The organism is uncultured Sphingomonas sp., from assembly GCF_964237335.1.
Lineage (GTDB): Bacteria > Pseudomonadota > Alphaproteobacteria > Sphingomonadales > Sphingomonadaceae > Sphingomonas.
This window is the reverse complement of sequence record NZ_CAXSHM010000004.1, coordinates 1-13,486: the sequence shown is the minus strand read 5'-3', so window position 1 is coordinate 13,486 and position 13,486 is coordinate 1. Positions and strand designations below refer to the sequence as shown.

Here is a 13,486-nt window from a genome sequence, read left to right as displayed (position 1 = left end):
GGAACGCCGTCTCACCGGAGACGAGGCCGCGCTATGGGCGCGGGTGATGGCGAGCGTCCGCCCGCTGCGCGCGATCGCCCCTCCGCCGGCCCGACCGGTGCCGGAGCGTCCCGAGTCCGTACTGCCACCGTCAGTACCGATGCGTGCCGTTCGTCCTGCGCCGCCACCGCGCCGAGCGGTTCCGGTAAAGACATCGTCGGCGCCAACCCCCGGCGTGACGCTGGACGGCAGCTGGGACCGGCAGATCGCCAAGGGCGTCGTAGTTCCGGATTCGACGCTGGATCTGCACGGCCACACGCTCCACTCGGCACATTCGCTGCTCGATACCGGGCTTGAGCGCGCCATCGCCCGCGGGGATCGGGTGCTGCTCCTCGTGACCGGGCGTCCGCCACGGCCCGAGAGCGAGCGGCCGCATGCACGGGGGGCGATCCGCGCCGCGGTGGCGGACTGGCTGGCCGGATCCCGCCATGCCGGCGCGATCGCCGCCGTCCGCGGCGCGCATCCGCGGCACGGCGGCGCGGGCGCGCTGTACCTCGTGTTCCGGCGGCCCCGACCTGCCCGAAATCTTAACCCGTAACGGGTCAAAGCTGTCGGCAGGCCGGCCTTCAGTCGGCGCCGCAGGAGCCGACGACCCGCCGCCATGCCGCACACGACGCTCAGGAAACGCGCGCTGGTGTTCGCGCTGTGCGCCGGCGGGGTGGCCTTCTTTCTCGCCTTCCTGGTGACCGCGCAGGCGTTGACCGCGGGCACGCTCGGTCAGGCGCTGATCCTGGCGATCATCTGCGGCGCGTTCAGCTGGGCCTCCGCCGAGCGCACGGTATCGTCCACGGCCGCGGCGATGGACCTGGCGATCGCCCGGCTCGCGCTGGCCGGCGACGGTGACCTCGACAGTCCGATGCCGCCCGAGATCGAGCGGATCATCCCGTCCCTCGCCCGATCGATGGATGCGCTGTTCCGCCGATTGCGCGCGAGCATCGACGAGATCGAGCAGCTTGCGATGTACGATCCGGTCACCGGTCTCGCGAACCGGTTGCAGGTCCGCCAGCAGGCGGAGCGGCGGCTGGGGGCGATGCCGCACGACCAGCCCGCCGCGCTGCTGTTCATCGATCTCGATCGATTCAAGGCCGTGAACGACACGCGGGGCCATGCGGCGGGCGACCAGCTGCTCGAACAGGTCGCGGGCCGGTTGCGGGCGGTGGCGGGCGGCGTCGACGCGGAGCATGGCGGCGCGCAGCATCGGACGGACGGTGGCGCGGACGTGCTGGTGGGCCGTCTGGCGGGTGACGAGTTCACGCTGTTCCTCCCCGACGCGACCGAGCGCGCGGCGCAGGCGCTGGGGGCCGCGGTGCTCGACGCCCTGAGCGAACCGTTCGAGATCGGCGGGGCCTGCGTCCGCATCGGCGCCTCGATCGGCGTCGCGCTTCGCCCCGCGCATGGCGCCACGCTGCACGAGCTGATGCGCGCCGCCGATGCCGCGATGTACGAGGCGAAGGCGGCCGGACGCGGGCGCGTCGAAACCTACACCGAGGCGCTCGCCGGGCGGCTGGCCGACCAGGATCACCTCGACGCCGACCTCCACCGCGCGGTCGCCGCGCGCGAGTTCACGCTCGTGTTCCAGCCGCAGCTGTCGCTTCGGGACGGCCGGACGGTCGCCGCCGAGGCGCTCGTCCGCTGGCGGCACCCGGTCGACGGCGCGCTGCTGCCGGCCGCGTTCCTGCACCGGGCGGAGGCGACCGGACTGATCGGTCCGATCGGCGAGGCGGTGATCGCCGACGTGGCGGCAACGATCGCGCGCTGGGGTCGCGAGGGCCGGCACGAGCGGGTGTCGATCAACCTCAGCCGGCGGCAGATCGACCAGCCGGACTTCTTCCCACGGCTGACGGCGACGCTGGTCGAGGCGGGTGCGCCGGCGCGGCTGTTGGAGATCGAGATCAACGAGACGCTGGCGATGCAGGCGTCGCCGGACGCGCTCGTTGCGCTGGGTGGCTTGCGGGGCGAAGGCGCCACGATCGCGGTGGACGGGTTCGGCATGGGCTTCTCGAACCCGCACCGGCTGCGGCTGCTGCCGATCGACCGCATCAAGCTCGATCGCCGGATCATCGCGGGCATCGTCGACGATGCCCGCGCGCGCAGCATCGCCCAGGCGACGATCACCCTCGTCCACGCATTGGGCTGCGAGGCGGTGGGCGAAGGCGTCGAGACCGCGGCGCAGGCCGAGATGCTGCGCGTCATCGGCTGCGACACGGTGCAGGGGTTCGGCATCGCCCAGCCGATGGACGACGTCGCGTTCCGCGCCTGGACCGCCGCTCAGGCCGGCGTGGCGGCGGCCGGCGCGTCGGATGGCTGGGCGGCGACGCGGGCGATCAGCCCGGCGTAGATCGCGGTCAGCGCGCCCAGATCGGCGACCGCGACCGCCTCGTCCGTCTGGTGCATCGTCGCGTTGACCAGTCCCAGCTCGACGGTCGGGCACAGCCTGGCCAGGAACCGCGCGTCCGACGTGCCGCCGCTGGTGGACGCCTCCGGCACGACGCCCGTCACCGCCGCCGCCGCCTCCGCCACCAGCGTGGAGAAGGCGCCGGGCCTGGTCAGGAACGCCTCCCCCGACACGCGCCCCGTCACGGTGGCGGCGGGCGCGTGGGTTCGCACGATCTCAGCGATCCGCTCGATCAGGTCGGGCCCGCGATGCCGGTCGTTGAAGCGGATCGACAGCCGCGCGCTCGCCTGGCCGGGGATGACGTTGGCGGCGGGGTTGCCGACGGTCAGGTCCGTCACCTCGATGTTGGACGGCTGGAACCAGTCGGTGCCCCCATCCAGCACCAGCGCGTCGATCGCCGCCAGCGCCGCCACCAGCCGGGTGATCGGATTGTCGGCGAGGTGGGGGTAGGCGACATGGCCCTGCCGCCCGGGCACGTCGATGGTTATGTTGACCGATCCGCGCCGGCCGATCTTCATCGTGTCGCCCAACCGCGCGACCGACGTGGGCTCTCCCACCAGGCACAGGTCGGGCTTCAGGCCACGGGCGGCGAGCCGTTCGAGGATCAGCGGCGTGCCGTACGTCGCCGGGCCTTCCTCGTCGCCGGTCAGCAGCAGGCTGGTCGCACCGTTCGCCTGCTTCGCCGCCGCGATGAAGCACGCGACCGCTCCCTTCATGTCCACCGCGCCCCGCCCGTAAAGCAGGCCATCGCGGACCGCCGGCTCGAACGCCCCCCCCGTGCGCCCCTCGCCCGTCCAGCCGCCCCCCGTCCAGCCCTCGCCCGGCGGCACGACGTCGAGGTGGCCGGCAAAGGCGAGATGCGGCCCGGGTCCGTCGCGCCAGGCGATCAGGTTCTCGACCGGACCGTCCGGCGCCTCGCCGGTGACGAACCGGTCGATCGCGAAGCCCAGCGGGGCGAGCGCGGCCGCGACCACATCGAACACCGCGCCGGCAGCGGGCGTGACGCTTGGGCAGGCGAGCAGCGATCGGGTGAGGGTGACGGGATCGGTCATGGCTCTCTCATTCCGTAATCCCGGCCTTGAGCCGGGACCCCGCTTAATCTCTGCTTCCGGCCACCGAAGAAGCGGGGCCCCGGGTCGAGCCCGGGGTGACGACGGAAAGCATCACCCCTGCGTCACCGCGGGCGGCTCGTACTGCTCGATCACCCACTCCTCCTCCTGCGCGCCCGCGATCCAGTCCTGCATGAAGGGGTGGCCCAGCACCGCCTCGATATAGGGCACCGCGAAGCGCGCGACCGGCAGCGAATAGGTCGCGATCCGCGTGCAGACGGGGGCGTACATGATGTCGGCCGCGCCGAACTCCCCGAACAGGAAATCGCCCGTCCCGCCCCAGCGAGCCCGCGCCTGCGCCCACAGTTCCATGATGCGGGAAAGCTCGGCGAGCAAATCGTCGTCCGGCCGGGCCGGGGGGAAGGTCTGGCGGATGTTCATCGAATGCTTGCGGCGCAGCGCGGTGAAGCTTGAATGCATCTCCGCCGCCATCGACCGCGCCATCGCGCGCGCGGCGTCGTCGGCGGGCCAGAACCGGTCGCGGCCTACCTTGTCGGCCAGATAGTCGACGATCGCCAGGCTGTCCCACACCACCGCCTCGCCGTCCCACAGGATCGGCACCTTGCCCGACGAGGGCGCGAACTCGTCGCCCTGCCGCCGCCGGTCCCAATCGGCGTCGTACATCGGAACGACCACCTCCTCGAACACGAGGCCCGACTGCCGACACGCGAGCCAGCCGCGCAGGGACCAGGACGAATAGGCCTTGTTGCCGATGATGAGCCGCATGGGGCAGGGGAGTAGGCGGCGGCGCGGCGGGACGCAACGGGGCGGCAAATCCAACGAGTAGGTAACAGTAGGTAACACCAAAAGCATGGCCGCGGCGACAGCGACTAAGTGAGCCGCTTAGTAACGGGAGACATACAAATGTTGAAGAGCGAGTCCGAAAGTTGCACGAGCAATCCTACATCACAAGACTCCATTCTCAGCTGCTCCCGCTCTTTACGGATAATCCGGAGTGGCGTACGAGCGGCCGGGGAGGATCGATGATGACGACCCTGACAAGTGCCTCGTCGAGCGACGTGTCGAAGCGCTTCGGCTATTACTACGACGAGGCGATGACCCATCCCGTCGCCGTCGAACGGAACGGAACGGCCCGGATCGTCATGCTGCCCGCCGCGGAATATGAGCGACTGGCCAGGCTGGACCAGATGGCGCTTCTTCCGGAGGAGCTATCACAAGCGGACTTGTCGGCGTTGCGCGACGCCGTGGTGCCGGCGAGCGCGCGGGAGCTTGACCATCTCCTGGACTAGGCCGCAGCCGACTGACGTCATCCTGTACAGCTACCTTTGGCGGCACGAAGCACGGCGCGGCGAGGACGCAGGTCGAAAGGATCGGCCTTGCCTCGTGCTTGCGGCCACCGCTGCTCCGGCTGGGCTGCGGGTGATCGTCGCCCCGATCACGACCAGTCGCTTCGATGCCGCGCAGACGGTTCCTCTGCCGCCCCGCGTCGTCCACCATCTTGGGCTGAGCGGCGAGTGCGGCGTGAAGTGCGACGATCTGAACCGCTTCATCTGGGTCGGGCCGGACATTCGCGCATTGCCCAGCGGCGCGCCCTTCTTCGGCCAGGTTCCGGCCCGGCTGTTCGAGCAGGTCCGCACTCGCGTGATCGCGAATGCGGTGAGGCCGACCGACCGTTCCGACTGACGGTGAGTCATCAGAACATCAAGCAGAAGGCATCAAGTCCGCTGCAGCAAGACATCGCCGACGGCCCCTTGTTAAGTCATACTGTTACGGTAGGATAATCAACGGAGCGGGAGATCGATGATGCGGCGGCTGTATGTCGGTGTGGCGTGCCTGTTGCTGGCGGCTTGCGGCAGTAAGATGCAGGAGCGGGGGCAGGACACATCGGCTGCCGCCGACAATGTGGCGGATGGCGGCGGCGTTGCCGTTACCGCGGCGCCAGGTGTGGCGTTCGACTACGGCTATAGTTTCCGAATGCCGTCGCAACGGGTCGCCGCCACGCAGGAAGCACACGCCCAGACGTGTGAGCGCCTGGGCATCGCACGCTGCCGGATCACCGGGATGCGCTACCACGTATCGGGCGAGAATGACGTCTCCGGCACGATCACCTTCAAGCTGCTTCCCGAACTCGCGCGCGGCTTCGGCCGTGATGGCATCGCAACGGTGAAGGCGGCAGACGGCACGCTGGTGGACGCCACCATCACCGGCACGGATGCCGCGGCCGAGATCGCACGGCTGGGCGTGGCGCAGGCGCGCGCGTCCGCCGATCGGGCACGGCTCGACGCCGAACTCGCCCGTACCGGCCGGCCGGCGGCGGTCCGCGCCGATCTGGAGGCGCAACGGACCACCGCAAACGAAACGGCATCGGCCGCGATCGATGCCGGTACGGTGCAGGCCGCGTCGCTCGCGAGCACACCGGTCACCTTCACCTATGAGTCGGGTCCAGCGGTCACCGGGTTCGATCCCAGCGCACCGATCCACAGCGCGGCCGACCTGGCGGTCGCATCGGTTCAGACGACGCTCACCGTCGTACTGGCCGTCGTGGCCGTGCTTGGGCCCCCGGCCATCGCGGCAGGACTTATGTTCCTGGCGTGGCGAGCGGCGCGAGAGGCCTGGATGCGGCGGCAGCGCCGGCGTGCGGACTTGATCCCCACCCCCTGATTGCGCCCCCACCCCCCGTCGCCTATAGCCGCGGCGACCAGCCCCGGCGTCGCTCGCGAGCCTTCGCCCGCGTGCCGCCGGGGCCTCCTGTTTCCCGAAGGGACATGCCCGCATGGCTCGCCGCCGCCAGATCTACGAGGGCAAGGCCAAGATCCTCTACGAGGGGCCCGAACCCGGCACGCTGATCCAGTATTTCAAGGACGACGCGACCGCGTTCAACGCCCAGAAGAAGGGCACGATCAACGGCAAGGGCGTGCTCAACAACCGCATCTCCGAGCATATCTTCACGATGCTCGACGCGATCGGCGTGCCCAACCACTTCATCCGCCGGCTGAACATGCGCGAGCAGTTGATCCGCCAGGTCGAGATCGTGCCGATCGAGGTCGTCGTGCGCAACATCGCCGCGGGATCGCTGTCCAAGCGGTTGGGGATCGAGGAGGGGACCAAACTGCCCCGCACGATCATCGAATATTACTACAAGGACGATGCGCTCGGCGATCCGATGATCTCGGACGAGCATATCGCCGCGTTCGGCTGGGCGAGCCAGGAGGAGATGCACGACATCTCCGATCTCGCGATCCGGGTGAACGATTTCCTGTCCGGGCTGTTCGCGGGCATCGGCATCAAGCTGGTCGACTTCAAGCTCGAGTTCGGGCGCATCTTCGACAACGACTTCGGCCGCATCATCCTGGCGGACGAGATCAGCCCCGACGGCTGCCGGCTGTGGGACGCCGAGACCAACGAGAAGCTCGACAAGGACCGCTTCCGCCGCGACCTGGGCGGCGAGGTGGAGGCGTATCAGGAGGTCGCGCGGCGGCTGGGGCTGCTGCCCGAAGGCGGCGACCATTCGGTGCTCGACCTCGACAGCCATCGCAAGCGGCGGGGGAAGTGACGTGAGGGCGCGTCCATGAAGGTCAGGGTGGTCGTGACGCTCAAGCCCGGCGTGCTCGATCCGCAGGGCCGGGCGATCGCGCAGGCGCTGGGGGGGTTGGGGTTCGCGAGCGTCGAGGAGGCGCGGGTCGGCAAGCTGATCGAGCTGACGTTGTCCGATGACGTCGCCGCCGACGACGTGGGGGCGCAGGTCGACGCGATGTGCCGCCGGCTGCTCGCCAATCCGGTGATCGAGAACTATCGCATCGAGGCCGAATGAAGACCGCCGTCGTCGTCTTCCCCGGCTCCAACTGCGACCGGGACCTTGCGACCGCGCTGGAGGCGGTGACCGGCACCGCGCCGGTGATGGTGTGGCACCGCGAGACGGCGCTGCCCGCCGGGATCGACCTCGTCGGGCTGCCCGGCGGCTTCTCCTATGGCGACTATCTGCGCACCGGCGCGATCGCCGCACGCTCGCCGATCATGCGCGCGGTGGCTGACGGAGCGGGCAGGGGCTTGCCGGTGCTGGGCGTGTGCAACGGGTTCCAGTTGCTCGCCGAGGCCGGGCTGCTGCCGGGCGCGCTGATCCGCAACGCCGGACTTTCGTTCGTGTGCCGCGACGTCGCGCTGACCGTGGGCGAGGCGCGCTCGGCCTTCACCCGCCGCTACGACGCGGGCGAGACGATCCGCGTGCCGGTCGCGCACCACGACGGCAATTACGTCGCCGATCCCGACACGCTCGACCGGCTGGAGGGCGAGGGGCGGATCGCGTTCCGCTATGCCGAGCCCGTCAACGGCTCCGCCCGCGCGATCGCCGGGCTGGTGAGCGAGGGCGGCAACGTGCTCGGCATGATGCCCCACCCCGAGCGCCGGATCGAGGCCGCGCACGGCGGCGACGACGGTCGGCGGCTATTCGAGGGGCTGCTCGACCTCGTCGCCTGAGAGGCTTGCGGTATCGGCCCGCTCTCCCTCCCGGCCGTCCACATGGTATCCTGATGGGTGGCCGGGAGGGGGAGCGGGCCGGTACCGCTTCAAAACTCGCTCTTTCGCGAGTTTTCAGACTCGCCCCGCTCCCGCGTGGCGAAGTGCCGCCATATCAACAGCACCACCGTCGGCCACAGCAATGTGAGCCAGAAATCGTGCCAGCTGTCGCGCCAATTGCCCTCGTCGGTGCCGTGCGTCAGGTCGTACGCCTCGTTCAGCGTCTCGGCGATCAGCACCGCCATCCAAGGTAACAGGCTCCACGGCGGGCGGCGCAGGACCAGCGCCGCCAGCGTCAGGATCAGCAGCCCGGTCGTCATGTGCAGCGTGTCGTCCGACGCGCCCAGCGTGAGGCCCAACCACGCCTTCGTCCACGCCCAGACAGGTTGGTTCGCGGGCGCGAACGGGAACAGGTGGTGCAGCATGCGAAGGTCTTAGACGCGGCGGCGTGCAAAGGGGGAGAAATCGGTGCCCTCGTCGAACACGTCCACGCCCTCGGCGCGCTTCAGCCAGCCGACGATCCAATAGGTCGCCGGCGTCAGCAGCACCTCCCACCCGACCTTCAGCGCCCATTGCGTCAGCAGCACCTGGACGACCAGCGCGTCGGTGAAGCCCGACGCGTGCCAGAAGGCGAGCGGGTAGAACAACAGGCTGTCGACGCCCTCCGCCACCACCGTCGATCCGATCGTGCGCGTCCACAGGTGGCGCCCGCGCGTCCACAGCTTCATCCGCGCCATGACATAGGAGTTGACGAATTCGCCCGCCCAGAAGGCGACGATGCTGGCCGCGACGATCCGGCCGACCTGGCCAAACACCGTCTCGTACGCCGCCTGGTTCCCCCAGGCGGGCGCGGGTGGCAGCGCCACCACCACCCACGCCATGCCCGCCATGAACACCAGTGCGGCGAACCCCGTCCACACCACGCGCCTGGCCCGGGCATAGCCGTAGACCTCGGTCAGTACGTCGCCGATGACGTAGCTGACCGGGAAGAACAGGATGCCGGCACCGAACGGCCACGGCCCGATCACCGGCAGGTCCACCACCGCGACCTTCCCTGCGCCGAGCACGTTGGACAGCAGCAGCACCGCCACGAACGCGGCCATGACGACATCGTAATGGCGGAACTGCCGCACGTCGTTCGCGGTGACGGCGCGCGGGGCCTCATCGATCATCGCGCGGTTATGATGGCGGACGCGCGCGCGGGCAATGCACGACGCCGCTCATCCGTCCCCCACGATATCGGCGCCCGGCAAGCGTTCCCCTGTTCCGCCGTTCCTGATTACGCGCTATTTGTCCCCAAGCGCGCGCCCGTAGCTCAGTCGGATAGAGCACGAGCCTTCTAAGCTTGGGGTCGGTGGTTCGAGTCCACCCGGGCGCGCCAGGCATCCGCATAGTTCCGCCATCCTTCAACCCCGAACCGCATCGAGATGTGCGCGGATCCGGTCCGCCACCGCGGCCGTCGCAGGATTGTATACGACCATCCCCAGCTCGGGCCGACCGTCGACGGCGAAGGCGGAAAACTCCAGTTCGAGCAGGCCCAGCTCCGGATGGTGCAGCCGCTTGAGCCCGCCGCCTTGGGCCACCACGTCGTTCTCGCGCCACAGGCGGTGGAAGTCGGGGCTCGTCCGGGACAGCTCGTCGACCAGCGTCGCGATCTCCGCGCTGGCGCCCGCCCGCGTGGCGTCGGCCCGGAACGCGCCCACGACGAACCGCGCGACGCTCTCCCAGTCGCCCTGCCGCGCCCGCACGTCCTGACCGGCGAACATCATCCGCATGATGTTGCGCTCCTCGCGCGGCAGCCTGGCATAGTCGGTCAACAGCGCCGCGGCGGCCCGGTTCCAGGCGACGACGTCCCAGGTCGCAGTCTTGATGATCGCGGGACTGACGGTGAGCGCATCCAGCACGCGCTGGAGCCGCGGCGTCACGCCGTCGACGCGGCGGTAGCGGACGTCGGGCGGACGCCCCAGCCCCAGCATGAACAGGTGCTCGCGTTCGGGCTCGGTGAGCATCAGCCCGCTGGCGATGCGGTCGAGCGCATCGGCGGACGGCGCGCCGCCTCTGCCCTGCTCCAGCCAGGTGTACCAGGTCGCGCTGATGTTCGCGCGGCTCGCGACCTCCTCGCGGCGCAGGCCGGGCGTGCGGCGACGGCTGGGCGGAAAGCCGAGCGCGGCGGGATCCAGGCGGGTACGCCGGTCCCGCAGATAAGCGCCGAGCAGAGTGGTGGCGTCTGCGGTCATCGCCGATCCTGTTGACTAATATACCTGGATAAGGTCACATCTTTAACAGGACGACGATTAGGCCGATACCTGCCGCCAGACAACAGCGGAGACCCTCCATGCGCGTATTCCTGACCGGCGCGACCGGCTTCATCGGTTCCCGGATCGTGCCCGAACTGCTCGCCGCGGGCCATCATGTGATCGGGCTGACGCGCTCGGACGCCGGTGCCCGCGCGCTGGAGCGGGCCGGCGCCCAGGCGCATCGCGGCACGCTCGAGGAGCCGGACAGCATCGCGAGCGGCGCAGGCGCGGCCGACGCGGTGATCCACACCGCCTTCGACCACGACTTCACGCATTTCGTCGAGAACACGCAGAAGGATGCCCGCGTGATCGAGGCGATCGGCGCCGCGCTGGCGGGCTCGGACCGACCGTTCATCATCACCTCGGGCACCGGCATGGGCAGCCTCGAACCCGGCCAGATCGCTGTCGAGACAAGCTTCGATCGGAACAACCCCAATCCGCGCCGCGCGTCGGAGCTGGCCGGCGAGAAGGTCGCCGCGCGCGGCGTCTCCGTCGCGGCGGTGCGGTTGCCGCAGGTCCACGACGCGGTGAAACAGGGGCTGATCTCACCGCTGATCGAGATCGCGCGCGCGACGGGCGTATCGGCCTATGTCGGCGACGGCGCCAACCGCTGGCCGGCGGCGCACGTCACTGACGTCGCCCGGCTGTACCGGCTGGCGCTCGACCGGCACGAGCCCGGCGCACGCTGGCACGCGGTCGCCGAGGAAGGCGTGCCCGTCCGCGCCATCGCCGAGGTGATCGGCGCCGGGCTCGGCGTCCCGATCCGGTCGCTGTCGCCCGAGGAAGCTACCGGCCATTTCGGTCCGATGGCCCCGTTCGTCGGCATGAACCTGCCGGCGTCGGGCGCATGGACCCGCGAGCGGCTCGGCTGGTCGCCGACCGGGCCAGGCGTGCTCGAGGACCTCCGCGCCATGGACTATGGCGTGGCGGCTGGCTGAGCGGCGGCCGGGTTGGGGACAGCGGATGTCGGCCTGCTAACGGGCGGCAAGAGGCAGCGGTAAGAAAGCGGGCCTATCCCCGCGGGTGCGGGGGAGCCCTGATCCAGAGATCATAGGGCGCCTTGTCGCGCGGCCTATCCCCGCGGGTGCGGGGGAGCCCCCTGCCGATCGGAAATCTCGCCACGAGGATAAGGCCTATCCCCGCGGGTGCGGGGGAGCCTTACGTTCGCGCCGAACGCGAAGCTTCAGAGAAGGCCTATCCCCGCGGGTGCGGGGGAGCCTCGGCCCCTGCCGATCCCGGCGTGGCTGCGTGGGGCCTATCCCCGCGGGTGCGGGGGAGCCTTGAGCTCGCACCCGAGCCCGCGCTGGCCCAGCGGCCTATCCCCGCGGGTGCGGGGGAGCCCCGAGCGTGACCTCCTGGATGCCGGTGCCCCAGGGCCTATCCCCGCGGGTGCGGGGGAGCCCTCGGCCCAGCCGTTCGTGCGGTCGGTCGGGAGCGGCCTATCCCCGCGGGTGCGGGGGAGCCAGGATGCCCAAGCGGACGGACTGGGGGTTTTGCGGCCTATCCCCGCGGGTGCGGGGGAGCCCATCCCTAACCGCCATGGATGCCACCCAAGTTCGGCCTATCCCCGCGGGTGCGGGGGAGCCATGAGATTGGCGAGGTCCACGTTGCGGGCTACCGGCCTATCCCCGCGGGTGCGGGGGAGCCGTCGGGCACCTCAAAGACTTGCTCCGGATTAAAGGCCTATTACCGCGGGTGCGGGGGAGCCTGCAATTTCGCGACCTGCGCCGGACCTGCGTCGGGCCTATCCCCGCGGTTGCGTGGGAGCCGAGCCGCGCATGAACCCGGCGAAGGCGGCGAGCGGCCTATCCCCGCGGGTGCGGGGGAGCCGTAACCGCGCTTGGTCACCGCCTGCCGAAACTGGGCCTATCCCCGCGGGTGCGGGGGAGCCCCCTTACTGGCGCTCTAGTGACGCTCGCCAACGGGCCTATCCCCGCGGGTGCGGGGGAGCCGCGGATCGGCGTGTTATCGGCGCGGTAAACGACGGCCTATCCCCGCGGGTGCGGGGGAGCCGCGGGCGTGACCGTGCCAAACCCGGCGACGCCCGGCCTATCCCCGCGGGTGCGGGGGAGCCCGATGCGCCGGTGGTGACGAGCATCACCCCAACGGCCTATCCCCGCGGGTGCGGGGGAGCCCAGCCCGCGATCATGGCACCGATGGTGCTCGGCGGCCTATCCCCGCGGGTGCGGGGGAGCCCGAACGAATGTAGCTTTCGTGCGAAAGTCACACGGCCTATCCCCGCGGGTGCGGGGGAGCCACGATCGGCGATGTCGACGCGGGCAAGGTCGAGGGCCTATCCCCGCGGGTGCGGGGGAGCCGGGGCAGGGAGGAACCCCGCCCGAAGCTCACGAGGCTTATCCCCGCGGGTGCGCAGGAGCCCAAACTGGCGCCCCTTATGATCTACGCAAATGAGGCCTATCCCCGCGGGTGCGGGGGAGCCGATGGGGCGACCCGTGTCTCCCGCGCCCGACAAGGCCTATCCCCGCGGGTGCGGGGGAGCCTTGCGATCGGCGGTGAACAGCCCGGTCGTGACCGGCCTATCCCCGCGGGTGCGGGGGAGCCCTGGTTTGACGCAACTGGCGCTCGGCAAGCTGAGGCCTATCCCCGCGGGTGCGGGGGAGCCCGTATGCGACCGAGCTGAAGGCTCTCGGCAAGGGGCCTATCCCCGCGGGTGCGGGGGAGCCCGCTCGACGCGCGCGGCGTGACGATCGAAGTAGGGCCTATCCCCGCGGGTGCGGGGGAGCCGCGTGTCGATCAAGGCCAGCTTGCTCAAAACACGGCCTATCCCCGCGGGTGCGGGGGAGCCGCCGGCTTGCTGCTATGTCGATTTGCAGATGTGCGGCCTATCCCCGCGGGTGCGGGGGAGCCATGTCTACAAGGCGATTGAGCCCCGCTGTGACCGGCCTATCCCCGCGGGTGCGGGGGAGCCTTGGTGGTCGCGGTGTCGAAGCGGCGGATCAGCGGCCTATCCCCGCGGGTGCGGGGGAGCCTTACGGCCGTCAGCGTCCGCGACAGCACGTACCGGCCTATCCCCGCGGGTGCGGGGGAGCCTACCACACCCACAGGGGCGTCGGATTTGATATCGGCCTATCCCTGTCAACGGCGGAGCAAAATCAGACCAGCGGGGCGGAGTAAAAGCAGGCCAGTTGAGGCGTGCTCTGACGATGAGAAGG

General features: G+C 70.3%; 14 protein-coding genes, 1 tRNA gene and 1 CRISPR repeat array. Of the genes, 10 read left to right on the top strand and 5 right to left on the bottom strand.

Annotated elements, in window-relative coordinates:
• Positions 1-46 precede the first annotated feature (46 nt).
• Positions 47-577, top strand: coding sequence for a Smr/MutS family protein (locus ACFE65_RS03495; RefSeq protein ID WP_375381076.1), 531 nt, complete (start codon positions 47-49; stop codon positions 575-577).
• Positions 578-640: 63 nt separating this feature from the next.
• Positions 641-2,377: a putative bifunctional diguanylate cyclase/phosphodiesterase gene (locus tag ACFE65_RS03490; RefSeq protein ID WP_375380953.1), complete on the top strand. Its 1,737-nt coding sequence runs from the start codon at positions 641-643 to the stop codon at positions 2,375-2,377.
• Here ACFE65_RS03490 and dapE read toward each other — a convergent pair.
• On the bottom strand, positions 2,308-3,486 hold the full coding sequence (gene dapE, locus ACFE65_RS03485) for a succinyl-diaminopimelate desuccinylase (protein WP_375380952.1): 1,179 nt from the start codon (positions 3,484-3,486) through the stop codon (positions 2,308-2,310). The genes ACFE65_RS03490 and dapE overlap by 70 nt on opposite strands.
• Positions 3,487-3,597: 111 nt before the next feature.
• On the bottom strand, positions 3,598-4,269 hold the full coding sequence (locus ACFE65_RS03480) for a glutathione S-transferase family protein (RefSeq protein WP_375380951.1): 672 nt from the start codon (positions 4,267-4,269) through the stop codon (positions 3,598-3,600).
• A 260-nt stretch (positions 4,270-4,529) separates the two neighbouring features.
• Here ACFE65_RS03480 and ACFE65_RS03475 point away from each other — a divergent pair, with 260 nt between their 5' ends.
• The 6 genes from ACFE65_RS03475 to purQ all read left to right on the top strand — a co-directional run bounded on the left by ACFE65_RS03475 (position 4,530) and on the right by purQ (position 7,977).
• Positions 4,530-4,793, top strand: a complete 264-nt coding sequence (locus tag ACFE65_RS03475) for a type II toxin-antitoxin system Phd/YefM family antitoxin (RefSeq protein WP_375380950.1) — start codon at positions 4,530-4,532, stop codon at positions 4,791-4,793.
• Entirely contained in the window at positions 4,774-5,187 is a 414-nt protein-coding gene (locus ACFE65_RS03470) for a type II toxin-antitoxin system PemK/MazF family toxin (protein WP_375380949.1), read from the top strand. Before ACFE65_RS03475 ends, ACFE65_RS03470 begins: the two co-directional genes overlap by 20 nt.
• Before the next feature lie 117 nt (positions 5,188-5,304).
• The gene (locus ACFE65_RS03465) at positions 5,305-6,165 is read left to right on the top strand and encodes a hypothetical protein (RefSeq protein ID WP_375380948.1); all 861 of its coding nucleotides are present in this window, start codon (positions 5,305-5,307) and stop codon (positions 6,163-6,165) included.
• A 112-nt stretch (positions 6,166-6,277) separates the two neighbouring features.
• Positions 6,278-7,057, top strand: a complete 780-nt coding sequence (purC, locus tag ACFE65_RS03460; RefSeq protein ID WP_375380947.1) for a phosphoribosylaminoimidazolesuccinocarboxamide synthase — start codon at positions 6,278-6,280, stop codon at positions 7,055-7,057.
• 15 nt (positions 7,058-7,072) lie between these two features.
• Positions 7,073-7,315, top strand: coding sequence for a phosphoribosylformylglycinamidine synthase subunit PurS (gene purS / locus ACFE65_RS03455; RefSeq protein WP_375380946.1), 243 nt, complete (start codon positions 7,073-7,075; stop codon positions 7,313-7,315).
• Complete coding sequence (purQ, locus tag ACFE65_RS03450; protein ID WP_375380945.1) at positions 7,312-7,977, top strand: phosphoribosylformylglycinamidine synthase subunit PurQ; 666 nt, start codon at positions 7,312-7,314, stop codon at positions 7,975-7,977. Before purS ends, purQ begins: the two co-directional genes overlap by 4 nt.
• A gap of 89 nt (positions 7,978-8,066) precedes the next feature.
• On the opposite strand, the gene ACFE65_RS03445 is transcribed toward purQ, so the two are convergent.
• Both ACFE65_RS03445 and ACFE65_RS03440 read right to left on the bottom strand, forming a co-directional pair.
• Positions 8,067-8,441 carry a hypothetical protein gene (locus ACFE65_RS03445; protein WP_375380944.1) on the bottom strand — a complete coding sequence of 125 codons (375 nt, stop codon included), beginning with the start codon at positions 8,439-8,441 and terminating at the stop codon, positions 8,067-8,069.
• 9 nt (positions 8,442-8,450) lie between these two features.
• The gene (locus tag ACFE65_RS03440) at positions 8,451-9,188 is read right to left on the bottom strand and encodes a queuosine precursor transporter (protein ID WP_375380943.1); all 738 of its coding nucleotides are present in this window, start codon (positions 9,186-9,188) and stop codon (positions 8,451-8,453) included.
• 132 nt (positions 9,189-9,320) lie between these two features.
• Here ACFE65_RS03440 and ACFE65_RS03435 point away from each other — a divergent pair.
• Positions 9,321-9,397: transfer RNA gene (locus ACFE65_RS03435), tRNA-Arg, on the top strand.
• Between the two features lie 25 nt (positions 9,398-9,422).
• Here the strand turns inward: ACFE65_RS03435 and ACFE65_RS03430 are convergent.
• The gene (locus ACFE65_RS03430) at positions 9,423-10,253 is read right to left on the bottom strand and encodes a helix-turn-helix transcriptional regulator (protein WP_375380942.1); all 831 of its coding nucleotides are present in this window, start codon (positions 10,251-10,253) and stop codon (positions 9,423-9,425) included.
• A 98-nt stretch (positions 10,254-10,351) separates the two neighbouring features.
• Here ACFE65_RS03430 and ACFE65_RS03425 point away from each other — a divergent pair, with 98 nt between their 5' ends.
• Positions 10,352-11,251, top strand: coding sequence for an SDR family oxidoreductase (locus tag ACFE65_RS03425; RefSeq protein ID WP_375380941.1), 900 nt, complete (start codon positions 10,352-10,354; stop codon positions 11,249-11,251).
• Positions 11,252-11,321: 70 nt separating this feature from the next.
• A CRISPR array of direct repeats spans positions 11,322-13,425; the repeat unit is 28 nt; unit sequence GGCCTATCCCCGCGGGTGCGGGGGAGCC.
• Positions 13,426-13,486: the final 61 nt, after the last annotated feature.

What these genes read in the sequence shown, in the direction of transcription:
- ACFE65_RS03495 (WP_375381076.1), top strand. Translation starts at nt 47, where the DNA reads ATGGCGAGCGTCCGCCCGCTGCGCGCGATCGCCCCTCCGCCGGCCCGA.
- ACFE65_RS03490 (WP_375380953.1), top strand. Translation starts at nt 641, where the DNA reads ATGCCGCACACGACGCTCAGGAAACGCGCGCTGGTGTTCGCGCTGTGC.
- dapE (WP_375380952.1), bottom strand. Translation starts at nt 3,486, where the DNA reads ATGACCGATCCCGTCACCCTCACCCGATCGCTGCTCGCCTGCCCAAGC.
- ACFE65_RS03480 (WP_375380951.1), bottom strand. Translation starts at nt 4,269, where the DNA reads ATGCGGCTCATCATCGGCAACAAGGCCTATTCGTCCTGGTCCCTGCGC.
- ACFE65_RS03475 (WP_375380950.1), top strand. Translation starts at nt 4,530, where the DNA reads ATGACGACCCTGACAAGTGCCTCGTCGAGCGACGTGTCGAAGCGCTTC.
- ACFE65_RS03465 (WP_375380948.1), top strand. Translation starts at nt 5,305, where the DNA reads ATGATGCGGCGGCTGTATGTCGGTGTGGCGTGCCTGTTGCTGGCGGCT.
- purC (WP_375380947.1), top strand. Translation starts at nt 6,278, where the DNA reads ATGGCTCGCCGCCGCCAGATCTACGAGGGCAAGGCCAAGATCCTCTAC.
- purS (WP_375380946.1), top strand. Translation starts at nt 7,073, where the DNA reads ATGAAGGTCAGGGTGGTCGTGACGCTCAAGCCCGGCGTGCTCGATCCG.
- purQ (WP_375380945.1), top strand. Translation starts at nt 7,312, where the DNA reads ATGAAGACCGCCGTCGTCGTCTTCCCCGGCTCCAACTGCGACCGGGAC.
- ACFE65_RS03445 (WP_375380944.1), bottom strand. Translation starts at nt 8,441, where the DNA reads ATGCTGCACCACCTGTTCCCGTTCGCGCCCGCGAACCAACCTGTCTGG.
- ACFE65_RS03440 (WP_375380943.1), bottom strand. Translation starts at nt 9,188, where the DNA reads ATGATCGATGAGGCCCCGCGCGCCGTCACCGCGAACGACGTGCGGCAG.
- ACFE65_RS03430 (WP_375380942.1), bottom strand. Translation starts at nt 10,253, where the DNA reads ATGACCGCAGACGCCACCACTCTGCTCGGCGCTTATCTGCGGGACCGG.
- ACFE65_RS03425 (WP_375380941.1), top strand. Translation starts at nt 10,352, where the DNA reads ATGCGCGTATTCCTGACCGGCGCGACCGGCTTCATCGGTTCCCGGATC.